17 protein-coding genes are annotated in these 22,389 nt (G+C 64.4%); 6 read left to right on the top strand and 11 right to left on the bottom strand.

Annotation, left to right across the window (positions count from 1 at the left end):
- Positions 1 to 238: 238 nt before the first annotated feature.
- Positions 239 to 484: a hypothetical protein gene (locus tag AC54AF_RS09505; protein WP_496636341.1), complete on the bottom strand. Its 246-nt coding sequence runs from the start codon at positions 482 to 484 to the stop codon at positions 239 to 241.
- Between AC54AF_RS09505 and AC54AF_RS09500 the strand changes: the two genes are divergently transcribed.
- Positions 483 to 1,514: an adenosine deaminase gene (locus AC54AF_RS09500; protein ID WP_131687714.1), complete on the top strand. Its 1,032-nt coding sequence runs from the start codon at positions 483 to 485 to the stop codon at positions 1,512 to 1,514. The genes AC54AF_RS09505 and AC54AF_RS09500 overlap by 2 nt on opposite strands.
- Before the next feature lie 23 nt (positions 1,515 to 1,537).
- Positions 1,538 to 4,069 (top strand): ABC transporter permease, encoded by a 2,532-nt coding sequence (locus tag AC54AF_RS09495; protein ID WP_496636340.1) that lies wholly within the window; start codon positions 1,538 to 1,540, stop codon positions 4,067 to 4,069.
- Between the two features lie 2 nt (positions 4,070 to 4,071).
- Here AC54AF_RS09495 and AC54AF_RS09490 read toward each other — a convergent pair whose 3' ends face one another.
- Together AC54AF_RS09490 and AC54AF_RS09485 are read right to left on the bottom strand one after the other, a co-directional pair.
- Positions 4,072 to 5,079 carry a response regulator gene (locus AC54AF_RS09490; RefSeq protein ID WP_496636339.1) on the bottom strand — a complete coding sequence of 336 codons (1,008 nt, stop codon included), beginning with the start codon at positions 5,077 to 5,079 and terminating at the stop codon, positions 4,072 to 4,074.
- Positions 5,046 to 6,389, bottom strand: a complete 1,344-nt coding sequence (locus AC54AF_RS09485) for a sensor histidine kinase (RefSeq protein ID WP_496636338.1) — start codon at positions 6,387 to 6,389, stop codon at positions 5,046 to 5,048. Before AC54AF_RS09485 ends, AC54AF_RS09490 begins: the two co-directional genes overlap by 34 nt.
- A 164-nt stretch (positions 6,390 to 6,553) precedes the next feature.
- On the opposite strand from AC54AF_RS09485, the gene cqsA reads away from it, so the two are divergent.
- A complete protein-coding gene (gene cqsA, locus AC54AF_RS09480; protein WP_496636337.1) occupies positions 6,554 to 7,798 on the top strand; it encodes an alpha-hydroxyketone-type quorum-sensing autoinducer synthase in 1,245 nt (414 codons plus the stop codon).
- A gap of 25 nt (positions 7,799 to 7,823) precedes the next feature.
- On the opposite strand, the gene AC54AF_RS09475 is transcribed toward cqsA, so the two are convergent.
- From AC54AF_RS09475 to AC54AF_RS09465, 3 genes are read right to left on the bottom strand one after another with little or no spacing between them, the layout of a single operon-like run.
- A complete protein-coding gene (locus tag AC54AF_RS09475) occupies positions 7,824 to 8,276 on the bottom strand; it encodes a MarR family transcriptional regulator (RefSeq protein WP_131687718.1) in 453 nt (150 codons plus the stop codon).
- A 57-nt stretch (positions 8,277 to 8,333) separates the two neighbouring features.
- The gene (locus AC54AF_RS09470; RefSeq protein ID WP_131687719.1) at positions 8,334 to 8,681 is read right to left on the bottom strand and encodes a GIY-YIG nuclease family protein; all 348 of its coding nucleotides are present in this window, start codon (positions 8,679 to 8,681) and stop codon (positions 8,334 to 8,336) included.
- 18 nt (positions 8,682 to 8,699) lie between these two features.
- Positions 8,700 to 9,959 carry an MFS transporter gene (locus AC54AF_RS09465; RefSeq protein WP_496636336.1) on the bottom strand — a complete coding sequence of 420 codons (1,260 nt, stop codon included), beginning with the start codon at positions 9,957 to 9,959 and terminating at the stop codon, positions 8,700 to 8,702.
- A 132-nt stretch (positions 9,960 to 10,091) separates the two neighbouring features.
- Between AC54AF_RS09465 and AC54AF_RS09460 the strand changes: the two genes are divergently transcribed.
- Both AC54AF_RS09460 and AC54AF_RS09455 read left to right on the top strand, forming a co-directional pair.
- Positions 10,092 to 10,487, top strand: a complete 396-nt coding sequence (locus AC54AF_RS09460) for a group II truncated hemoglobin (protein ID WP_034754244.1) — start codon at positions 10,092 to 10,094, stop codon at positions 10,485 to 10,487.
- 5 nt (positions 10,488 to 10,492) lie between these two features.
- On the top strand, positions 10,493 to 11,872 hold the full coding sequence (locus tag AC54AF_RS09455; RefSeq protein ID WP_496636335.1) for a DNA recombination protein RmuC: 1,380 nt from the start codon (positions 10,493 to 10,495) through the stop codon (positions 11,870 to 11,872).
- Positions 11,873 to 11,881: 9 nt separating this feature from the next.
- On the opposite strand, the gene AC54AF_RS09450 is transcribed toward AC54AF_RS09455, so the two are convergent.
- From AC54AF_RS09450 to AC54AF_RS09430, 5 genes are all read right to left on the bottom strand, one after another.
- Complete coding sequence (locus tag AC54AF_RS09450) at positions 11,882 to 12,802, bottom strand: MHFG family PEP-CTERM protein (RefSeq protein WP_496636334.1); 921 nt, start codon at positions 12,800 to 12,802, stop codon at positions 11,882 to 11,884.
- A gap of 259 nt (positions 12,803 to 13,061) precedes the next feature.
- Complete coding sequence (moeA, locus tag AC54AF_RS09445) at positions 13,062 to 14,909, bottom strand: molybdopterin molybdotransferase MoeA (protein WP_496636333.1); 1,848 nt, start codon at positions 14,907 to 14,909, stop codon at positions 13,062 to 13,064.
- Between the two features lie 61 nt (positions 14,910 to 14,970).
- The gene (gene moaA / locus AC54AF_RS09440) at positions 14,971 to 16,092 is read right to left on the bottom strand and encodes a GTP 3',8-cyclase MoaA (RefSeq protein WP_496636332.1); all 1,122 of its coding nucleotides are present in this window, start codon (positions 16,090 to 16,092) and stop codon (positions 14,971 to 14,973) included.
- A gap of 29 nt (positions 16,093 to 16,121) precedes the next feature.
- Positions 16,122 to 17,468 (bottom strand): chromate efflux transporter, encoded by a 1,347-nt coding sequence (chrA, locus tag AC54AF_RS09435; RefSeq protein ID WP_496636331.1) that lies wholly within the window; start codon positions 17,466 to 17,468, stop codon positions 16,122 to 16,124.
- A gap of 88 nt (positions 17,469 to 17,556) precedes the next feature.
- On the bottom strand, positions 17,557 to 20,646 hold the full coding sequence (locus AC54AF_RS09430; RefSeq protein WP_496636330.1) for an Rne/Rng family ribonuclease: 3,090 nt from the start codon (positions 20,644 to 20,646) through the stop codon (positions 17,557 to 17,559).
- 697 nt (positions 20,647 to 21,343) lie between these two features.
- On the opposite strand from AC54AF_RS09430, the gene AC54AF_RS09425 reads away from it, so the two are divergent.
- A complete protein-coding gene (locus AC54AF_RS09425) occupies positions 21,344 to 22,339 on the top strand; it encodes an RluA family pseudouridine synthase (RefSeq protein ID WP_436480226.1) in 996 nt (331 codons plus the stop codon).
- The last annotated feature ends 50 nt before the right edge of the window (positions 22,340 to 22,389 follow it).

The following is a 22,389-nucleotide window of genomic DNA, read 5'->3' as shown; positions in this document are numbered from 1 at the left end:
ACCCCGTATCGATTTTTATTGTTGTTTCAAGCCCGGCTGTCTTTGCGAGTCCGGATTGCCCGGACCAAAAAACTGGCGCTTGATGCCGTGCGCTGACGTGGCCAGCCGGCTTTTTTTTCACTGTTGATAGCGCTTGTTGCACCTACCTTTACCCCATGAAATTTATTATTGCTCTAAAGGATCAGGAAGTCAAAAGATATGTCGGCATATCCTTAATACTTGTTTGTAAATTGTTGATTTAATTGGATAAATCATCAGATTTTTCATCGATTTCAATGAACCTTTTTGTACCTTTTAAATCATCATACGACAATTCGCCAGCGCGTGCCGGTGCCGGCCATGCCGCTGCTGTCGCCACCGCCATGGCGGCCGTCCGCCGGTGAGGCAGGCCATCTTGCGCTAAGATGCCTGCATGTCTGATGGCCCTGCGCGCCACGCGTGCGCGTGCCAGCATTTTTATCGTCACCCTATAAGGAACACCCATGATGAACCCACAATTGCGCGCGATCGTCCGCGGCATGCCGAAGGCCGAACTGCATATCCATATAGAAGGTTCGCTGGAGCCAGAACTGATTTTCGCACTGGCAGAGCGCAATGGCGTGCCGTTGGGCTATGAATCGGTAGAACACTTGCGCAGCGCCTATGCTTTTACGGATTTACAGTCTTTTCTCGACATTTATTACGCTGGCGCAAGCGTGCTCTTGAAAGAGCAGGATTTCTATGACATGACGCAAGCCTACCTGCGCCGCGCCGAAGCCGATAACGTCTTGCACACGGAAATCTTCTTCGACCCGCAAACCCACACGGCGCGCGGCGTGCCCATTGCCGACGTGATCAATGGCATCTACCGCGCCTGCCAGGACAGCCCCGTCAGCGCGGCCCTGATCCTGTGCTTCCTGCGCCACCTGAGCGAGAAAGAGGCGTTCGAGACCCTGGAAGACGCCTTGCCGCACCGCGACAAATTCATCGGCATCGGCCTCGACTCCTCGGAAGTGGGCAACCCGCCCGAGAAATTCTCGCGCGTGTTTGCCCGTTGCCGCGAGCTGGGCCTGCACCTGGTGGCCCACGCGGGCGAGGAAGGTCCGCCCGCCTACATCCGCACGGCGCTCGACGACTTGCAGGTCGAACGCATCGACCATGGCGTGCGCTGCCTGGAAGACGCGGACCTGACGGCCCGCCTGGCGCGTGAGCAAATCGCCCTGACGGTCTGCCCGCTGTCGAACACCAAGCTGCGCGTGTTTGACCAGATGCATGACCATAATCTGGTGCAATTGCTCGACGCGGGCCTGCTGGTAACGGTGAACTCGGACGACCCTGCGTATTTCGGCGGCTACATGAACGACAATTTCGACGCCATCTTCGACGCCTTGCCGCTGGGCCTGTCCCATGCGCAACGCCTGGCGCGCAACGGTTTCATTGCCGCCTTCCTGCCGCAGGCGCAAAAAGACGCCTTCCTCGCTACCGTCGATGCGTATTTTGCACAGCACGCGGCCGCCCACGGCATAGCTCAATAAATCTTCATAAAGACCCGCCGCCCATGTTCCGCCTCTCCCTGAAAATGACCGGCCGCGACTGGCGCGCCGGGCAACTGCGTTTCCTGCTCGTCGCCCTGATCGTCGCCGTGGCGGCCCTGTCGGCCGTCGGTTTCTTTGTCGACCGCCTGCGCGCGGGCCTGAACCGCGACGCGCACCAGCTGCTGGGGGCCGACCTGGTCATCAGCGCCGACCAGCCCGTCAATGCGGCCTGGCGCGCCGAAGCGCAGCAGCGCGGTTTTATCCTGGCCGACACGGTGACGTTCCCCAGCATGGCGCAGGCGGGCGAGGGCGAGCAGTCGAGCTCGCAGCTGGCGTCCATCAAGGCCGTCTCGCCCGGCTACCCGCAGCGCGGCAAGCTGAAGATCACCACCCAACTGAACGAAGCGCAGGATGCCGTCGGCCAGCCGACCAGCCAGGTGCCGGCGCCCGGCACCGTGTGGGTCGATGCGGCCATCCTGGCCAGCCTGAACGCGAAGCTGGGCGACACCTTGACCCTCGGTGACAAGGCATTTACCGTCACGCAACTGATCGCCAGCGAGCCGGACCGCGGCGCCTCCTTCCTCAACTTCGCGCCGCGCGTGATGCTGCCCTTGAGCGACCTGGCCGCCACGGCGCTGGTGCAGAACGGTTCGCGCGTGTCGTACCGGCTGCTGCTGTCGGCGCCGCCCGCCAAGGCGGCCGAGCTTGCGCAGTATCAAGCCTGGCTGGAAAGCCAGATCAAGACGCAGGCAATCAAAGGCGTGCACATCGAGTCGCTGGAATCGGGCAGCCCGCAGATGCAATCGACCCTGGACCGCGCCGACCGTTTTCTGTCCCTCGTCGGCTTGCTGTCGGCCATGCTGGCGGCCGTCGCCGTGGCCATGGCGGCGCGCCGCTTCATGCTCCGGCACCTCGATGCCTGCGCCATGTTGCGCTGCCTGGGCTTGACGCAAAACCAGGTCACGGCCATGTACGTGATCGAATTTCTCCTGGTCGGCCTGGCCGGCAGCGTCGTTGGCGTAGCCGTCGGCTTCGGCGGCCATTTGGTGCTGCTGGAGCTGTTGGGCAAGCTGGTGCAGAGCGATTTGCCGCCCGTCTCCATGCTGCCCGCCCTGCAGGGCGTGGCCACCGGTATGCTGCTCTTGCTGGGCTTTGCCCTGCCGCCGATTTTGCAGTTGCGCAATGTTCCCCATAACCGCGTGATCCGCCGCGAGCAGGAGCCGCCGCAGGCGCTGGCCGTGGCCACGTACGGCCTGGGCATCGCCGCCTTTGTCGTGCTGCTCTTGTGGCAGGCGGGCGACGTGAAACTGGCGCTGCTGACGGCGGCCGGCTTCCTCGGCGGCTTCGCCCTGTTCGGCCTGGCCGGCTGGCTGGGCATCCGCTCGCTGAAAACCCTGCGCGGCGCCTTCAATCACCAGGGCTGGCGCTTCGCCGTCACGTCATTGCAGCGCCGCCCGGGCGCCACCGTCATCCAGGTGGTGTCGCTGGCGCTGGGGCTGATGGCCTTGCTGCTGCTGACGGTGGTGCGCGGCGACTTGATGGTGGCCTGGCGCAATGCCACGCCGCCGGACGCGCCGAACCGTTTCATGATCAATATCCTGCCGGAACAAAAAGAGCCGATTGCCGCGCGCCTGGCGCAGGCCGGCGTGGCCAACGCGCCTTTGTATCCGATGATACGCGGGCGTCTGGTGGCCGTGAATGGCAACGCCATCACGGAAACCACCTACGAGGACGACCGCGCCAAGGGCCTGGCCGACCGCGAATTCAACCTGTCGACGATGGCCACCATGCAGCAAGAAAACAAGCTGGTCGCCGGCAAATGGTTCGGCAATGCGCCCGGTGCGCCGGCTGAGGCGTCGGTGGAGGAAGGCATCGCCAAGACATTGAAACTGAAACTGGGCGACAAGCTGCGTTTCGACATCGCCGGCCAGCCCGTGGAGGCGGCCATCACGAGTTTGCGCAAGCTGGAATGGGGTTCGATGCGCGTCAATTTCTTTGTCATCATCAATCCGGCCGCCATGGCGGACACGCCGCAGACGTGGATCACGGCGTTTCACTTGCCGCCGGCGCAGGCGGACCTGGGCAATGCCTTGCTGCGCGACTATCCGAACCTGACGGTGGTCGACGTGGGCGGCGTGCTCAAGCAAATCCAGGGCGTGCTGGACCAGGTGGTCACGGCCGTCGAATTCCTCTTCGCCTTCACCCTGGCGTCGGGCTTGCTGGTGCTGTATGCGGCGCTGATGGGCTCGCAGGACGAGCGCACGCGCGAAGCGGGCCTGCTGCGCGCGCTGGGCGCCACGCGGCGCCAGCTGGCGCAGGCGCAGCTGATCGAGTTTTCGCTCGTCGGCGCCCTGGCCGGCTTGCTGGCGGCATCGGGCGCGGCCGCCATGGGCTGGGCATTGGCCACCTACCAGTTCAAGTTCGCCTGGAGCTTCGCGCCCGGCGTGTGGGCCTTTGGTTTACTGGCCGGCGCCCTGTGCGCGATTGCCGGCGGCTGGCTGGGGCTGCGCAACGTACTCAAGCATCCGCCGCTGCAAACCTTGCGCGAAGGCTAGTCCTAAGCGCTGACGCTGTCGCCCGCGCCCGCGCGTAAAAATTGCGCATACGACATGACCGGCTGCCCCAGTTGGTGCACCGGCACGTCGAACAGGGCCCAGAGATACGTCACGCGGCCCAGGCAGATGGTGGGCGCGGCGCAGTAGCGGAACCAGTTTTCGCCGATGTGCGCCGCGTACATGCCGTCGCTGTCGGCATCGGAAAAGTAGGGAATCACGCGCATTTCCAGCAGGGCCTGCAGCAATGACTCGGGCGCATCGCTGTCGCGCGCCATTTCGTATTGCGTGTGCAGGCCGCGTTCCGTCTCGATGATCATCAGCTTGGCGTGGCCGTCGCGCGTGAAGAACAGGATGCCGCTGGGATTGGGGAAAATATAGTATTCGACAAAACCATGGCGCTGGCACAGCTCGTGCACGACGGCGGCCAGCGCTTCGTCTTGCAGGAAACTGTAGTCGTGCAGCAATAGCAAGTCGCGCACGGTGTCCGATTGCTGCAGGAAGAACTCGCGCTGCAGGGCATGGATTTCCTGTTCCAGGATGTCGAGCGCGTCGTCGTCGCTCTTTTTGATGTAGCGGTCGATCAAGCCCCGGTTGAAGGCCGTCACGGCCACTTTTTCATCGGCCGCGCCCGTAAATAGAATCTTCTTGCACGGCAAGTCGCGCACGGCTTGGCAAAATTCCAGGCCATTCATCTGCGGCATCGAATAATCGACCACCAGCACGGAGGGCACGGCAAAGCGCTGCGGCTGGCCGCTGATGCGCCAGATGCGTTCGAGGTCGAGCGCCACGTTGCACTGGTCGGACGGCAGGTTTTGCGTGTCGAAATTGACGTGCAGCGGCGTTTCGCCTGGTTGCGCGCTGTGACGCAGCCAGTGCAGGGCGCTGCTGGTGTCGTGGAAAGTCTTGCGCGCCAGGCCGGGATCGAGCTGGAACGCCAGGCTTTTCAGGAAGGAATCGCTGTCGTCGATCAGTACGGTCAGGGTCGGATGGGTGTAGACGGGCAGTTGCATGCGTCACCTTGGGGGGGAGAGGGTTGGAAGCGGGCAGGCAGGGGGTGTGGAAATTCCAGGATGAAAATCGCATACGCATGCTCGCGCGACACGCAGCGGATGCGCGCCTGCCAGGCATTGATGATCTGCCGGCACAGGGCCAGGCCGATGCCGCTGCCGTTGTGCGCGGGATAGGAATAGAATCGGTCGAAGATCAGCGGCAATCGGCTGGTGGCGATGCCGCAGCCCGTGTCGATGAACAGCAGGCGCGGCACGGGATGGGCGCCATCGACGATGATGCGCACGCGGCCCTTGCCGGCGCGGTGGATGCTTTTCAAGGCATTGCGCAGCAGGTTCAGCAGGATCACCACGCACAGCTCCGACTGGCCGGGAAATGTGAAATCGGCGCGCACGTCCACCTTGACGATGTCGCGCTGCGCCGTGCTGGTAAATGGATAGCGGCGCAGCACGGCCATCACGCTGTCGTGCATGGCCACCGCTTCGTTGGCTTCGAGCTTGCGGTTGACGGCGCTGGCGCTGAGCAGGAACAAATCGATCATGTGGTGCATGTGGCGCACCTCGAACTGGATGCGCGCCAGCGCTTCCCGGCTGGCCGCGTCCGGCGGATCGCCTTGCGCATTGTGTTGCAGCCCGCGCTGCAGCCCGCGCACATTCGCCTCGACGCTGACCAAGGGCGTGCGCAATTCGTGCGCCACGCTGCCCAGCCCGGCCGCCAGCCCGGCCAGTTTCTCTTGCGCGCCCACGTGGCGCCCCACCTTGACCACCGACAGCACGGCAATCGTGAACCAGTGCACGGGCAATTGCTGCAAGACGTCGCGGCTGAGGAAAAATGCGGGATCACCAAACACGGCAAACGCCAGGCAGGCCAGCAGGGTGCCGCTCAGGTAGGCCAGCATGGCGATGCGCGTGTCGAAGTGGAACAGCACGACCAGCGCCACGAGCAGTGAATGCATCCACAGCGGCGAGGCGTGGTTCATCAGGAACATGTACGTGAAGAAAAACGGCAGCTCGAAGGTCAGTCCCAGGAACAGGTACACGCTGAACCAGGTATTGCTGAATCGGTCTGGCCATAGCGCGGGCAGGAACAGCAGTGCCGCCACGGCGCGCAGCAGCGGTGATTCATATTCTTGCGGAAAAAAATAATGCCACAGCGCGTAGTACAGGGGCATGCCCAGCGCACCGATGAGCGCCAGGGTGCGCACTTGGGCGCGCCGTACGGGCGTGTGTTCGATGGCGTCGTGGAAATGCAGGAAAGGCTGGAGCAGCTTGCCTTGCCACTGTTTTCCGGAAGGGAACTGCGCAGGCATCATGGTCAGGGGAGGTGTTCGTTGAGGCGTGTCAATACAATATGATCGGCGGGTTCCCTCTCTATCAGCACGATATCAGCATAACTGTTGAGCTGTATCAAACGCTTGCCGGATGGCTCGCGCATGTTGGACGCGGTAGTTCCCCCCGCAACCAATCAGGAGTTCCTATGTCACACGCCCTTTTTCCCCTGTCATCCCGCGCTGTTCACGCCGAGCAACACATGCCTGCCTTCGTGCGCGCGCGCATGGATGAGCATTACGTCGAGCGTATCGAGAAATTGCTCGGCGGCGAGCACTTGCATGAATGGCAAGCCATGCCGGTCAGTGCCGTCATGCTGGCAGGTAATGATTACCTGAACATCGCCGGCGAGGCGGCGCTGCTGGCAGCCCAGGCGCGCGTCTTGCAGGGCGGCGGCGCCGTGCTGATGTCGTCCGTGTTCCTGCAGGAAGGCAGCCGCCAGCACCGGCTCGAACAAGAATTCGCGGACTATCTCGGCAGCGAAGCCTGCGTGCTGGCGCAGTCGGGCTGGGCCGCCAACGTGGGCTTGCTGCAAAGCCTGGCCGGGCCCGGCGTTTCTGTGTACCTCGACATGCAGGCGCACGCCTCGCTGTGGGAGGGCGTGCAATCGGCCCAAGCCGTGCCCGTCGCTTTCCTGCACAATGATGGCGCGCACCTGCAGCGCCAGCTCGACAAGCATGGCCCCGGCATCATCGTCGTCGATGCGCTGTACAGTACCAACGGCAGCGTGGCGCCACTGCTGGAAATGGTGGAAATTGCCGAGCGCAGCGGCAGCATGCTGATCGTCGACGAGTCGCATTCGCTGGGCACGCACGGCCCGCACGGCGCCGGCCTGGTGGCGGAGCTGGGCCTGGCCGGGCGCGTGCATTTCCGCACGGCGTCACTGGCCAAGGCATTTGCGGGCCGGGCCGGGCTGATTACCTGTTCGGCCCGCTTCAAGGGCTATTTTTTGTCTGCCTCGCGGCCTGCCATCTTCAGCTCCTGCCTGCTGGAACACGAGCTGGCGTGGTTCGATGCGGCGCTCGATTTCATCCGCGCCGCCGATGCCCGCCGCGCCGCCCTGCGCCACCACAGCGTGCAGCTGCGCCAGGGGCTGGCTGAGCTTGGCTACAACGTCAGCGACGGCAGCGAACAGATCATCGCGCTGGAAGCGGGCAGCGAACCTGATACCTTGATATTGCGCAAGGCGCTGCAACGGCATGGCATCTACGGCGCCGTCTTCTGCGCGCCGGCCACACCGAAAAACCGTTCGCTGGTGCGCCTGACCCTGAACGCGGGCTTGCGCGAGGATGAGTGCGCAAGCGTGCTGGCCGCCTGCGCCGCCATCCGCGATGAAACGGGCATGGCGCGCTGGCCATCGACGCGGCGTTTGCGCAAGCTGGCGCTGGTGTAAGGATGATGCGTCAGCCGTTTGCGGGCTAGCTGCCGGCGATGCCAGCCAGCAGCCTGGACAGCGGTGCCAGCTGTTCCGCGCTGGCGCTGCCCAGCAATTCCTGGCCCAGCGCCTGCGCCGTCGCATCGGCGTGGACCAGCAGGGCTTGTCCCGCCTCCGTGATGACGGCATAGCCGACGCGCGCATCGCGGGCATCGGCCTGGCGCGCCACCAGGCCAATCTTTTCCAGCGGCATCAGCGAGCGCGTGATGCCCGAGGCCGTCAGCGCCAGGCGCTCGGCCAGGTCGATGCGGCGCAGGCGGCCACCGGGCGCGCGCTGCAAGTGGTACAGCAATTGATAGTCGCCAAAGCTCAAACCATGCAGATTGCCGAGGATGCTGTCGAAGCGGCGCACGATGAGCGCCTGGGCGCGCGCCAGGCGCAGGCAAAAATTCAGCGCGCCATCGCTGTCCTGCGAGAGGGGAGTGTGATCGTTCATGCCATCCTTTGTATTGACTGCGAAGTGCTTGAGTACGCAAGTGTAATGCACTGCCGCTCAATACAGTGGCTGACCCTGTTCCAGCCAGTGCGCGCGGTGCAGGGCCAGCAGGGCGCCCAGTTCGGCGTCCGCATCGAAGGCGGGGTCATCTAGCAGCTTGACGCTGTCGATGATCTCGCAGGAAAAGGCCGCCGCGCCATCGCGCCGCCAGTCCGCCTGCAGCAGGGCATTGCGGTGCTTGCCCAGGTTCAGTTCGAAGCGGTGCCGGTTCAGCATGCCTGGGGCGTTACGGCTGCATTCGAGCAAGGTCCGTCCGCTGGGCAGGTGCCGCAGGGCGATGATGCCCAGCGGCGGCGGCTGTTGCCGGTAGGCCGCTTTCAGGGCCGCTTGTCGTGTTTTATCCATGCTGTGACTGCCTTAAGGTTAAATGACGTAATCGCTCGTTCCGATGCGGGGAATGTCCGTCCACAGGACGGCGGCCAAGGCGGCGGCCAGCAGCAGGGCGCCGCCGCCGCAGAACAGCTCGCTCACGCTCAGGTGGCGCAGCAGTGCGCCCGTGGCCGCCGCCGACAGGGGCGCCAATCCCAGGAAGATGCCCATGAACAGGGCCATCGCCCGGCCCAGCATGGCGGGCGCCACGCGCCGCTGTATCCACGTAAAGATGGCCACCTGCACATAGCCGCCCAGCATGCCCGTGACGGCCAGCAGGGCCGCGCCTTGCCAGGCCGTGCTGACCTGGCCCAGCGCCATCAGCAGGATGGCGACGATGGCGTCGGCGGCCAGCAAGGTGGCGCCGAAATGGCGGCGCAGCCAGGCGCCGCCCAGGCTGGACGCCAGCATGCCGGCCAGGGTGCCCGCGCCGTGCGCGCCCATCAGCAAACCCAGCGCCGCGGCGCCGTGCAGGCGTTCGCTGGCCAGTACGGGCAAGGCCACCTGCAGCGGCCCCATGACGAAGAACGCCACCACCGCCCAGTACACATAGCAACTGCGCAAGGGCATGTCGCGCCACACCATGGCCAGGCCTGCCGCCATGTCGCGCCACATGCCCTGTGCCGCCGCCACGGCCAGTTGCCGCAAGGTGATTTGCCGCAAGGTCCAGGCGGAGAACAGAAACGTCAGCGCATCGATGGCAAAGGCGGCGGCCAGCGCCGCCATGCTGGTGTGACGGGCACCATCGTGGGCGCCGAGCACGAGCGCCGCCAGCAGGGGGCCGGCCAGCAAGGACAACTGGCGCGCACCCATCTGCAGGCTGTTGGCCGTTTGCAGCGACTGCGGCGGCACGGCTTGCGGCAGGATGGCCGTGCCTGCGGGAATGCCGAAGGCGGAAGCGATGCCGAGCGCCAGCGCGGCCGCATACGCCAGCGCCAGGCTGGCCTGGTCCAGCATCAGCAGCCCGGCCAGCGCCAGCAGGATGGCGGCATTGGCCAATTTGCTCAGCAGCAGCACGCGCCGGGGAGAGTAGCGGTCGGCGACCGTGCCGCCCAGCAAGATGAGCACGGCGCGCGGCGCGCCCATCAGGGCCACGGCGATGCCCAGGCTGAGGCTATCGCCCGTCAGGCTCAGCACCAGCCACGGCAGGGCCAGCATGCTGAACTGGTCGCCCAGCATGGACACCAGGCCGCCGCCCAGCAGCCAGCGGAAGTTGCTATTGCGCATCAAGTGGGATTCTGCGGTGGTCGACATGGTTTAGCCGTTTGTGTGTAAAAGTTGAATAGTAGTTGATATAAGCTTGATCAGTCAAGTATATTGCTCTTTATTCCGGCAGTAGCAGCGGGCGCCGCATGGGCCGCTGGCGCTTGCGCTATCATGGCGGCCATGACTGATACCACTGCCCCCACCCTGTACGAGACCATCGGCGGCGCCCCCGTGCTGCGCGAAATGGTCGACCGTTTTTATGACTTGATGGAACTCGAGCCCGAGTTCGCCGGCATCCGCGTCATGCATCCGCCCTCGACGGACGGTTCGCGCGACAAGCTGTATTTCTTCCTGACGGGCTGGATGGGCGGACCGGATTTGTATATCGAGAAATTCGGCCACCCGCGCCTGCGCGCCCGTCACTTGCCCTACGCCATCGGCACGAGCGAGCGCGACCAGTGGCTGCGCGCCATGGCCTGGGCCATGGAAGACACGGGCATCGAAGAGTCCTTGCGCGTGCGCCTGATGGAATCGTTCTATCAGACGGCCGACTGGATGCGCAACAAACCTGACTGAGACCCATGAGCCCAATCGAGTTTTACAGCCTGCTGGGCGCCGCCATCGTCGCCATCGTCTTGTTGCTATTGATCTTGCTGCGCCCGCGTGGCGCGGCCGGCGATGGCGCCACCACCCTGGCCCTGGTGCAGCAGCACCAGCAGCAAAGCCTGGACCGCATCGACCGGGTCGAGCGCGAAGTGCGGCTGCAATTGCAGGCGTCGGCGCAAGCGGCGCGCCAGGATATGGCCACCGGCCTGGCGCAATTCCAGGCGGCGACCCTGCAACAGCTCGACGGCCTGCGCACGCAGATGCAGGCGCAGGGGAAAGTCGGACGCGAAGAACAGGCGCAAAGCCTGGCGCGCTTTGCCGAGAGTACCAATCAAACCCTGGCGCAGCTGACGGAATCGAATGCGCAGCGCATGCTGGAAGTGCGCGCCACCTTGGAAAACAAGATTCGCGACTTGCAGGCCGACAACGGCGCGCGCCTGGAAGAGATGCGCAAGACGGTCGACGAGAAACTGCACGCCACCCTGGAAACGCGCCTCAGTGCATCGTTCCAGCAAGTGTCGGAGCGGCTGGAAAAAGTTCACCAGGGTCTCGGTGAAATGCAGCAGCTGGCGCTGGGCGTGGGTGACCTGAAGCGGGTGCTCACCAACGTCAAGACGCGCGGCACCTGGGGCGAAGTGCAGCTGGAAATGCTGCTGGAGCAGGTACTCACTGTCGACCAGTACGCGAAGAACGTGGAAACGCTGCCCGGCAGCGGCGCGCGCGTGGAATTCGCGCTGAAGCTGCCGGGCATGCTCGATGGCGGGCCGCCCGTGTGGATGCCGATCGATGCGAAGTTTCCCAAGGAACAGTACGAGCGCCTGGTCGACGCGGCCGAGCGGGCCGATGCCGACGGCGTGGCCCAGGCCGGCCGCGAACTGGAACGGGCCGTGCGGGGCGAGGCGAAAACCATCGCCGAGAAATACCTGGCGCCGCCGCAGACCACCGACTTTGCCATCCTGTTCCTGCCCACGGAAGGCTTGTATGCGGAAGTGCTGCGCCGTCCGGGACTGGCCGACGAATTGCAGCGCGTGCACCGGGTCAGCATCGCCGGACCTTCCACCTTGACGGCCTTGCTCAACAGCCTGCAGATGGGTTTCCGCACCCTGGCGCTGGAAAAGCGCTCGTCGGAAGTGTGGCAGGTGCTGGGCGCCGTCAAGACGGAGTTCGGCAAGTTCGGCGACGTGCTGTCGCAAACCCGGCTGACCCTGGAAAAGGCGGCGAAGAATATCGAAAGCGCGGAAGTGCGCAGCCGGCAGATGGCGCGCAAATTGAAATCCGTGGAAGCCTTGCCGGGCGAGGCGGCCGCCTTGCTGCTGGGAGCGACGGATGCCAGCTTGCCAGGCGACGGCGAGTAGGATTGTCGTTCAGGCCGCTGGCGCTTGCCTGCGGCGCAGCGCGGCATAGGCGACCAGCGCCAGTCCTGCCAGCAGCATGCCCCAGGTTTGCGGTTCCGGTACGGCCGGCAGGACTGTCGGGCCGGTAGGCGGCAGCGTCGGCAGGATCACGGTGGGCGGCACGATGATGCTGCTGCCCTGGTCTGGCGGCAGGCCACCGCCGCCACCACCTCCTCCTCCGCCGCCGCCCATGCCGGCAGGCGGCGCGATGCCGCCAGCGGTACGCACATAATCGAAGGGCAGGAAAGGAATGCTGGCCACCTCGGGCGGCACGGCGCCGCCCGTGAAGGAACCGCCGCGCAAGGCGTCGGGATTGTCGATCAGGGGCACGCCTGCCGCTTCCGGGGCGGCGGGCGCGGCGGCAACGGGCGCGCCGCCGCCGGGAGCGGCACCGCCTGCCGCCGGTGGCGCCGATGCGGGTGCCTGCGTGATGCGGCTGACGTTGCGGCAGATCGTCGGCACGAGGATGCATTGTCCCTGCACGCAATACACGAGTCCCCGTTCCTGCATCTGTTCGCTCCACCCCGCGCGCGTGACATTGCGGCAGACGCGGCCCGGGCCGAAATGCATGTCGCTGATGCGCGCGTTGTAATTGCCCTTGCCGCGGATGGCGTCGCGGCTGATCACGACGATTTCATCATACTGGCGCGCGCGCATGCGCGCCTTCAACTCTTCGCGGACTTGCGGCGCGATGTCCGGATACCGGTCCACGGCCGCCACCACGTCGCCCATGAACGGGTCGACGCCGGGCCGGTTCCAGCTGCAGTGTTCCAGCACGTCGGCCCGTGGTGCCCCTTTGGCATAGGCGGGCAGCGGCGCCAGGGACAGCATGCCAAGCAGGCAAGCCGCTCCCAGCATGCTGGCGCCCGCGATCCATGAACGGTGTCTCATTATTAGTTTCCCCATGAAAACAATATCAAAATTGAACTTTTTGTACGAGTTCGAATGTTATCACCGAAGAAACTTCAATATCAACTAATAAATAAAATTATTACAATTAATGTTGTGTTTATTGATTTATTTTAATGAGAAAAGATTAATATTTTTATCTTGGTTCTGGGAGCGGCTGCCGTACAGGGAATTTGATTGCGAAGGGGCAATGTAAACGGCCCGCGCAGGGCGGGCCGTTGAGGGGGAGGAGGGGGGGGGCTTACATCAATCCATGGAACAGCACGATGTCGACCAGGTCGCCGGCCGCCACGTGGCCTTGCGCCTCGTGCAGCACGATCATGCAATTGGCTTGCGTCATCGAGCGCAGGATGCCCGAGCCTTGCGCACCCGTCACGCGCACGTGCTGGCGTCCGTCCGCGCCGCGCTCGACGATGCCGCGCTGGTATTCCGTGCGGCCCCGTTTCTTGCGCATCGGCGCTTGCGCCGCCACCTGCAGCAGCGGCAGGGGGGACGTGTCCGCATCGGCGCCCATCAGGCGCAGCAGGGTCGGGCGGGCGAGGAAATAGAACGCCGCCATCACGGCCACCGGGTTGCCGGGCAGGCCCAGCAGCAATGCCGTCTCGCCCTCGCTGGCAATCCGGCCAAAGGCCATGGGGCGGCCCGGGCGCATGTTGATTTGCCAGAAGGCCACTTCACCGAGGCGCGCGAGGATGTCGCGCGTAAAATCGGCCGCGCCGCTGGACACGCCGCCCGAGGTGATGATGATGTCAGCCTGCGCGCAGGCGCCGCGCAGGGCCGCTTCCAGCGCTTGCGGATTGTCCTTGACGATGCCCATGTCGAGCACCTCGCAGCCGAGGCGGGTCAGCATGCCCAGCAGGGTGTAGCGGTTGCTGTCGTAGATGCAGCCCGCGTCCAGCGGCTCGCCGATCGAGCGCAATTCGTCGCCGGTGGAAAAGAAGGCCACGCGCAGCCGGCGGCGCAAGGGCACCGTGGCGATGCCCAGCGATGCCAGCAGACCCAGTTCGGCCGGGCCGAGTATCTTGCCCTGCAGCAGCGCAGGTTGGCCTTGCATCAAGTCCTCGCCCTTGAAGCGGCGGTTGTCGCCGGCGCGGATGCAGTCCGGCGCCACGGTGATGCTGTGCTCGCTGGCTTGCCGCACCAGTTCCTGCGGCACCACGCTGTCGCAGCCATCCGGCATGACGGCGCCCGTCATGATGCGCGCGCATTGCCCGCGCCCCACGTTGACCGTGCCGGGGCGGCCGGCCAGGATGGTGTCGACCACAGCCAGGGTCACGGGCGCGTCGCCACCGAGGTCCGCGCCATGCAGCGCGTAACCATCCATGGCGGAATTGTCGTGCGCGGGCACGCTGATGGGCGAGACGATGTCGGCCGCCAGGATGCGCTCGAGCGCTTGCGGCAACGGCAGCTCGTCGATGTCGGCGACGGGGGCGACGGCGTCGGCCAGGATGGCTTGCGCCATCGGCACGCTCAAGCCCTGCGCCTGCAGGGCGGCCAGTTCGTCCGGGGTATTGATGTTGCCGAACGCGCTATTGTTCTCGAACAGCACTTCGGCCAGTTTCAAGGGGCCGTGCCAGGTGCGCATGCGGCGCTCTCCGCTGCGCAGATACGCATCGAGCTGGGGCAGGGCCGATGTTTTCACCAGGCAAAAGACGGGATGTGGGCGGCGCACCGTCTGACCCGTCGCCGCATCGATCTCTTCGGTGACGGCGATGGCCAGGTCGGCATCGCTGTCGCTCAAACCGGCCGCCAGGCGCGTGGCCAGGTCGGGCGGCAGCAGGGGCGAGTCGCACGGTACGGTCAGCAGGTAGGGCGTGCCGGCGTGCTGCATGCCGCTGTGTAAACCTGCCAGCGGACCGAGCTGGCCCGGCAGTGCGTCCGGCCACACGGACAGGCCGAAGCGCGCGTACTCGCCGGCATCCGCGTGGACGCTGATGGCCAGTTGGCCCACTTGCGGCGCCAGGCGCTGCAGCACGTGGCGGGCCAGGGGCTGGCCATGCAGGGGCAGCATGCCCTTGTCGCGCTGGCCCATGCGCGTGCCGAGGCCGCCGGCCAGGATCAGGCCGGTAATGTCGTGTGTGTTGATCATGTCAGGTAGGAAGTGGGTGCATGCGCCATGGTAGCAGCGGCGGGCGTGCGCCGCGCCTGATTCAGCCGCCGATGTACGACATTTCCACTTTCTTTTTACCGTGCTCAAGCGCGCCGCCCGTCAAATCCGTCTGGCTGGTGCGCAATTGCGAATAGCGGTCGCCACGGCCACGCCACAGCTGCGCCACGGCCGATGAAATTTCCGCGTCGCTGTGGCCGCCGCGCAGCAGGCTGCGCAAGTCGTGGCCGCTGCTGGCGAACAGGCACGTGTACAGCTTGCCCTCGGTCGAGAGGCGGGCGCGGCTGCAGTCGGCGCAGAACGCTTGCGTGACGCTGGAAATGAGGCCGATCTCGCCGCCGCCATCCGCATAGCGCCAGCGCGCCGCCGTCTCGCCCGTGTAGTTGGGGTTGATGGGCAGCAAGGGCATGTGTGCACCGATGCGGCGCACCACTTCCGCGGACGGGATGACTTCCTGCAAGTTCCAGCCGTTCGACGCGCCCACGTCCATGTATTCGATGAAGCGCAAGATGTAGGGCGTGCCCTTGAAGTGGCGCGCCATGGGCACGATTTCCTGCTCGTTCATGCCGGCCTTGACGACCATGTTGATCTTGATGGGGCCGAGTCCTGCCTGGTGCGCCGCATCGATGCCCTGCAGCACGTCGGCCACGGCGAAGTCGACGTCGTTCATGCGCTTGAAGGTGGCGTCGTCGAGCGAATCGAGCGACACGGTGACACGGTTCAGGCCCGCATCCTTCAAGGCTTGCGCCTTTCTGGCCAGTAAGGAACCATTGGTCGTCAGGGTCAGGTCCAGCGGCTGGCCCGAGGGCGTGCGCAGCTCGGCCAGCATGGCGATGAGCTTTTCGATATTCTTGCGCAGCAGCGGCTCGCCGCCCGTCAGGCGGATCTTTTCCACGCCGTGCGCGACGAACAGGCGCGCCACGCGCGTGATTTCCTCGAACGACAGCAAGTCCGTGTGCGGCAGATACACGTGGTTCTTGTCGAACACGTCCTTCGGCATGCAATACACGCAACGAAAATTGCAGCGGTCGGTAATCGAGATGCGCAAGTCGTGCAGGGGCCGGCCCAGGCTGTCGGCCACGTTGCCGCTGGGACTTTCCAGCCGCGCGGGGATCGCCAAGGCCCCGTTGCGGGCCTCGGCGAGGTAGATAATCTTGTCAGCCATGAAAGGTGATACCACTTACGTTAAATCGGTCAAGGCAGATACGATAGCACGAGGCCGAAGATGGCACAGGCGAGCAGCAATTTGATGGTGCTCACTTGAAACCTGAGCAGCGCCACGCCGGCCGCCAGCGCGATGAGCATCGCCAGCCAGTCCCAGTGCGGCAGCGGGTTTGCTTGCCAGAAGACATGGCGGCCAAAGAACAGGGCCAGGCTGGCGATGACGCCCACCACGGCCGCCGAGATGGCCGTCAACGGCGCGCTCAGGCGCAAATTGCCGCGCGACGCTTCCACCAGCGGCGCGCCGGCGAGGATGAAGATGAACGAGGGCAGGAAGGTGAACCAGCTGGCGACCAGGGCGCCGCACACGCCTGCCAGCCACAGGTGTTCACCAGCGATGCCTGCGGCATGGCTCCAGCCGCCGACAAAACCGATGAAGGCGACGATCATGATCAGGGGGCCGGGCGTCGTTTCGCCCAGGGCCAGGCCATCCATCATTTGCGCGCTGCTGATCCAGTGGTAGTGGTCGACGGCGCCCTGCACCAGGTAGGGCAGCACGGCATACGCGCCGCCAAACGTGAGCAGGGCGGCCTTGCTGAAAAACACGCCCATCTGCGCCAGCGGCTGGTCCGCGCCACCCGCCAGCGCCAGACCCAGCCAGGCGAGGAAGGCCAGCGCCAGGCCCACGGCGGCCGTGCCGAGCAGGCGCGGCCAGCTGAAGCGCGCATGGTGTGGCGTTGGCGTGTCGTCATCGATCAGGGCGGCGCCGTAGCGGGCCGCGCCGCCGTGTTGCGTGCTGCTGGCATGAAAGTGGGCCGGCAGCCAGCGCCCGCCCGCCATGCCGAGCAGGGCGGCGGCGAGCACGATCAGTGGAAATGGCAGCTGTAGCGCGGCGATGGCGACAAATGCGCCCGCCGCGATGGCGATCAGGCCGGGACTGCGCAAGGTGCGCCGGCCCAGGCGCCAGGCGGCCGCCAGCACGATGGCGACGACGGCCGGTTTGATGCCGTACAGAATGCCGGCGACGGCGCCCACGTGGCCATACGCCATGTAGAGCCAGGACAGGACGATCAGCACCAGCAGCGAGGGCAGCAGGAATAGCAGGCCGGCCACCAGGGCGCCACGCGTGCGGTGCATCAGCCAGCCGATGTAGATGGCCAGCTGGGTCGCTTCCGGTCCCGGCAGCAGCATGCAGTAATTGAGGGCGTGCAGGAAGCGCTGTTCGGAAATCCAGCGCCGCTTTTCCACCAGTTCCGCATGCATCATGGCGATTTGCCCGGCCGGGCCGCCAAAGCTGACGCAGCCCAGCTTGAGCCAGTACCAGAAGGCGCTGCGCAGGCTGACGGGGGCGGGACGGGGAAGGTTGGCGTTGTCGTGCATGGCGGCTGGCTGGCAAGGAAGTGGACGTAAAAAAGGGGAAGCCTGAGCTCCCCCTTTCATCATTGGCGGCTGGGCGAACCCGGCGCGCTTATGGACGTTGCGTGTTGACCTGGATCAACGGCTCATCCGATTGCGGCGGCAATGGCTTGCGTTCGCGCGGCTTGCGCACGGGAGCGACGGCCTTGGCAGCGGCTTCCTGCGCCAGGCGCAGCTTTTCCGGATCGGTGGCAGCCAGGGTCAGGCCGGCCGAACCGAGCACTGCGCTCAAGTCCAGCGGCGCGGCAGGAGCCGGTGCCGGAGCAACGACAGGAGCAGGAGCAGGAACAGGAGCAACCACCTCCGGAGCAGCTTCCACCACGGCAGGCGCCGCTTCAGCCACTGGCGCTGGTGCTTCCTCGATCACGGCGATGGCTTCCACCAGCGGCGCAGCTTCCACGACCGGCACGGCTTCGACGATGATTTCAGCGGGTGCTGGTGCCGCTTTCTCGGCAAAGCTGTACTCGGCAGCTGGTGCAGGTTCGGCAGCGGCTGGTTCAGCTTGCGCTACAGCAACGACGGCCTCCACCGGGGCTGCCGGTACGATCACTTCAGCGGCAGGAGGGGCTTCTTCAACCTTGGCTACGTCGACCACTTCCACTACTTCGAGCACTTCTGCCACGACGGCAGGAGCGGTTTCGACAGCCGCTTCCACTGGCGCAGCGACGGCGACGACAGCGGCGGCAGCCACGACGGCGACCGGGGTAGCCTCAGCGGCAGCTTCCGGCGCCGGAGCGACCGTAAAGCTGATGACTGGCGCTTCCTGGCCTTCGTTCTCGCCATTTGCCGATTCGATCAGCTCGCCCGTTTCGCGGTCGCGGCGGTTGCGGTTGCGGCCACCACGACGACGGCGGCGGCGCGGTTCTTCGCCTTCCACGTCGTTTTCCGTCTCTTCGCCTTCAGGGCCGGCATTCGCCGGCGCTTTCAGCAAGCTCATTGGTGCTGCATCAGCGTCCGGACCGCTTGACGGCACGACGACGTTGACGGCACTGGCGGTAGCGCCAACCAGGGCCAGCTCTTCAGCTTTCACTTCAGCAACAATAGCCTTGTCGGCGCGTGGTTCGCGGCCTTCGCGTGGCTGGCGTGGCGGACGTTCGGCGCGTTCCGGGCGCTCTGCGCGCTCAGGGCGTTCCGCGCGTTCAGGACGCTCGCCGCGTTCGCGTGGTGCTGCCATTGCCTCGCCCGCTTCACGCGGTTCGCGTGGCGGACGCGGTGGGCGTGGCGGACGGGCCGCCTTTTCCAGTGCTTCGGCTTCCTTGGCAGCATCGTCCTGGGCAGGACGGGCCTGGCCTGGTTCGCGTTCTTCGCGGCCAGGCTTGCCGTTGCGGCCACGGCCACGCGGGCCACGGCTGTTGCGGTCGCCGCGGTCGGCGCCGGCCGGTTTGGCTGGAGCAACAGGTGCAGGTGCCGGTGCCACCGGTGCCGGTGCGCCGGTGAAGAAGCTGATGATCTTGGCGATCAGGCCCTGAGGTGCGGCAGGCGCGGCCACCGGAGCCGGTTTCGCTTCGACAGGCTTGCGCTCGACCAGCGGTGCCGGCTGGTCAGGCGTGATCGTCTTGACGACGGCTTCCTGGCGCGGCTTGGCTTCTTCCTTCTGGCGCTTGCTGTAAGCCATGTCGGTTTCAGCGCTTTCGGCCAGGTTGTAGCTGGCCTGGCTGTCTTCCAGACGCGGATCGTCGTGCTTGATGCGTTCCAGCTTGTAGTGCGGCGTTTCCAGATGCTTGTTCGGAATCAGGATCACGGCGATGCGGTGGCGGTTCTCGATCTTCAGCACTTCGCCGCGCTTTTCGTTGAGCAGGAAGGCGCCCACATCGACGGGCACTTGCACGTGGATGGTGGCCGAGTTTTCCTTCATCGCCTCTTCCTGGATGATGCGCAGCACCTGCAGGGCGGACGATTCCGTATCGCGGATGTGGCCGGTGCCGGAGCAGCGCGGGCACGTCACGTGCGAGCCTTCGGACAGCGAAGGGCGCAGGCGCTGGCGCGACAGTTCCATCAGGCCGAAACGCGAAATCTTGCCCATTTGTACACGGGCACGGTCATGGTGCAGCGCATCTTTCAGGCGCTGTTCCACTTCGCGCTGATTTTTTGCCACTTCCATGTCGATGAAGTCGATGACGATCAAGCCACCCAGGTCGCGCAGGCGCAGCTGGCGGGCCACTTCTTCGGCCGCTTCGCAGTTGGTGTTGAAGGCGGTCGTTTCGATGTCCGAGCCGCGCGTGGCGCGGGCCGAGTTGACGTCGACGGACACCAGCGCTTCCGTATGGTCGATCACGATGGCGCCGCCCGATGGCAGCGGCACGGTGCGGCTGTACGCCGTCTCGATCTGGTGTTCGATCTGGAAGCGCGAGAACAGCGGCACGTCGTCGCTGTAGCGTTTTACGCGGTGCACCATGTCGGGCATCACGTGGCTCATGAACTGGTGCGCCTGGTCGTAGATCTCGTCGGTGTCGATCAGGATCTCGCCGATGTCGGGCTGGAAGTAGTCGCGGATGGCGCGGATGACGAGCGACGATTCCTGGTAGATCAGGAAAGCGCCGTTGGCCGATTTGCCTGCGCCTTCGATGGCGCGCCACAGTTGCATCAGGTAATTCAAGTCCCACTGCAGTTCATCGACGTTGCGGCCGATGCCGGCGGTGCGGGCAATAACGGACATGCCAGCGGGCAAGTCCAGTTTATCCATGGTTTCGCGCAATTCCTGGCGCTCTTCGCCTTCCACGCGGCGCGATACGCCACCGCCACGCGGGTTGTTCGGCATCAGGACCAGGTAACGGCCGGCCAGCGAGACGAACGAGGTCAGGGCGGCGCCCTTGTTGCCGCGCTCTTCCTTTTCCACTTGCACCATGATTTCCTGGCCTTCGCGCAGCGCTTCCTTGACGGAAGCGTTACGCACGTCGACGCCTTCGCGGAAATACGTGCGGGCAACTTCCTTGAAAGGCAGGAAGCCGTGGCGGTCTTCGCCATAGCTGACGAAGCACGCTTCGAGCGATGGCTCGATGCGCGTGATCACGCCCTTGTAGATGTTGGATTTGCGCTGTTCGCGCCCGGCTGTCTCGATATCGATGTCGATCAGTTTTTGTCCGTCGACAATCGCTACGCGCAGTTCTTCTTGCTGCGTGGCATTAAACAACATGCGTTTCATTTTTATAACTCCGCGACCCGTAGGCCATCTCAAAGCCGCTTCCGGGGAAGCGGCGAAGTACAGGGATATATGCGAGAACGGGAGTGCTGGCGGGGGAAATGCCCAGGCGTGCGGAGCAACAACGCGTACGAGGTATACGTTACGGCCGCAACAGGCGCGGTGAGGTCGATCGTCATGCCGAGTGCACAGGACACTTGCAACTCATCTGAAACAGCCCGGATGAGAATGAACTGCATCGGGGGCAGAGAATGCAAGTGGTCAGCAAATTCAGAGCCAAAATCGTTAGCCGGCTCATTACAGGGATCGCGATGGCGAGGCTTGGCCTCAGCCTATTCATCGACAACCCTCAGTATTTGGCCACATACGGGGTTTGGCGAAAACGGCAAGCGTTATCAACTTCATCAACCCGCGAGCCCGACTCGATAAGTCGCGCTAACGGGTACTTATCCTTATAATCCCACACTCACTTCAGCATCTCCACGCGTTATCCGATTACAACTACGGTGCAACCTTGATTCGCGCAGCGATGGTGCATATACATTTTTTTCCACCGAATTTGCAATTTGGCGAGGCCGGTGGAGACGCCCCTGTGTAAAATGTGCTTTTATTCTTACACTCGCAGCAGCCAGGGCCGCAGCAAAAACAATTATATATTCAAAATGAAGGACTTAGAGAGATTTCTGGGAAGACATAGTAAATGAAGAGTCAAAATGATGTTGTTCCCCCTTCAACACCCCCGGTTCAGCCGCAAGCCCAATTCGTAACGATCGCCGAGGAAGAAGCAGGCCAGCGCATCGACAACTACTTATTAAGAGTGTGCAAGGGAGTGCCTAAAAGCCACATCTACCGGATCTTGCGATCGGGAGAAGTGCGGGTGAATAAAGGCCGTATCGATCAGCTGTACCGTCTCGCCGCTGGCGACGTGGTGCGCATTCCACCCGTGCGCGTGGCCGAAAAGGCCGCCACGGGCGCGCCGGCCGCCGAGTTCAAGATTATCTTCGAAGATGCGCAGCTGCTCGTCATCGACAAGCCGGCCGGCGTGGCCGTGCATGGCGGCTCGGGCGTCTCGTTCGGCGTGATCGAGCAATTGCGCGCCTCGCGCCCCGACGCCAAGTTCCTCGAACTGGTGCACCGCCTGGACCGCGACACGTCCGGCTTGCTGTTGCTGGCAAAGAAACGCACGGCATTGACGAATTTGCACGAGCAGATGCGCGACGGCGTCACGGACAAGCGCTATCTGGTGCTGGTGGCCGGCGACTGGAAGAATGCGCGCCAGCATATCAAGTTGCCGTTGCATAAATATACGACGGCCGAAGGCGAGCGCCGGGTGGCCGTGCAAGCCGATGGCCTGGCGTCGCACACGGTGTTTTCACTGTTGCATAAATATCACAACTTCGCCTTGCTGGAAGCGGAATTGAAGACGGGACGCACGCACCAGATCCGCGTGCACCTGTCCTCGTCCGGTTTCCCCATCGCCGGCGACGATAAATATGGCGACTTTGCCCTCAACCGTGCCCTGTTGAAAGCCGACAGCACGCGCGGGGCCCTGAAACGCATGTTCCTGCACGCGCACCAGATCACGTTTACACACCCTGAAACGGGCAAGACGATGACACTGAACGCGCCGCTGGCTGCCGAATGCGAGCGTTTCTTGGTAAGCTTGGGCAAACCATTGGCCGTTGCTGCACGATAAGTGTGGCCGGGACTATCCACAAGATAGTGAGGCCATTATTCATTCTCAAG

Source organism: Janthinobacterium sp. JF4 (genome assembly GCF_059617925.1).
The sequence above is the reverse complement of the archived record's forward strand: the minus strand, read 5'-3'. Positions and strand labels throughout refer to the sequence as shown.

Excerpts from the sequence above, each read along its gene's own strand:
- AC54AF_RS09505 (WP_496636341.1), bottom strand. The coding sequence starts at position 484 with ATGGGTGTTCCTTATAGGGTGACGATAAAAATGCTGGCACGCGCACGC.
- AC54AF_RS09475 (WP_131687718.1), bottom strand. The coding sequence starts at position 8,276 with ATGAACGATCACACTCCCCTCTCGCAGGACAGCGATGGCGCGCTGAAT.
- AC54AF_RS09500 (WP_131687714.1), top strand. The coding sequence starts at position 483 with ATGATGAACCCACAATTGCGCGCGATCGTCCGCGGCATGCCGAAGGCC.
- AC54AF_RS09460 (WP_034754244.1), top strand. The coding sequence starts at position 10,092 with ATGACTGATACCACTGCCCCCACCCTGTACGAGACCATCGGCGGCGCC.
- moeA (WP_496636333.1), bottom strand. The coding sequence starts at position 14,909 with ATGATCAACACACACGACATTACCGGCCTGATCCTGGCCGGCGGCCTC.
- chrA (WP_496636331.1), bottom strand. The coding sequence starts at position 17,468 with ATGCACGACAACGCCAACCTTCCCCGTCCCGCCCCCGTCAGCCTGCGC.
- AC54AF_RS09455 (WP_496636335.1), top strand. The coding sequence starts at position 10,493 with ATGAGCCCAATCGAGTTTTACAGCCTGCTGGGCGCCGCCATCGTCGCC.
- AC54AF_RS09490 (WP_496636339.1), bottom strand. The coding sequence starts at position 5,079 with ATGCAACTGCCCGTCTACACCCATCCGACCCTGACCGTACTGATCGAC.
- AC54AF_RS09465 (WP_496636336.1), bottom strand. The coding sequence starts at position 9,959 with ATGTCGACCACCGCAGAATCCCACTTGATGCGCAATAGCAACTTCCGC.
- AC54AF_RS09425 (WP_436480226.1), top strand. The coding sequence starts at position 21,344 with ATGAAGAGTCAAAATGATGTTGTTCCCCCTTCAACACCCCCGGTTCAG.
- AC54AF_RS09470 (WP_131687719.1), bottom strand. The coding sequence starts at position 8,681 with ATGGATAAAACACGACAAGCGGCCCTGAAAGCGGCCTACCGGCAACAG.
- AC54AF_RS09485 (WP_496636338.1), bottom strand. The coding sequence starts at position 6,389 with ATGATGCCTGCGCAGTTCCCTTCCGGAAAACAGTGGCAAGGCAAGCTG.
- moaA (WP_496636332.1), bottom strand. The coding sequence starts at position 16,092 with ATGGCTGACAAGATTATCTACCTCGCCGAGGCCCGCAACGGGGCCTTG.
- cqsA (WP_496636337.1), top strand. The coding sequence starts at position 6,554 with ATGTCACACGCCCTTTTTCCCCTGTCATCCCGCGCTGTTCACGCCGAG.
- AC54AF_RS09430 (WP_496636330.1), bottom strand. The coding sequence starts at position 20,646 with ATGAAACGCATGTTGTTTAATGCCACGCAGCAAGAAGAACTGCGCGTA.
- AC54AF_RS09450 (WP_496636334.1), bottom strand. The coding sequence starts at position 12,802 with ATGAGACACCGTTCATGGATCGCGGGCGCCAGCATGCTGGGAGCGGCT.
- AC54AF_RS09495 (WP_496636340.1), top strand. The coding sequence starts at position 1,538 with ATGTTCCGCCTCTCCCTGAAAATGACCGGCCGCGACTGGCGCGCCGGG.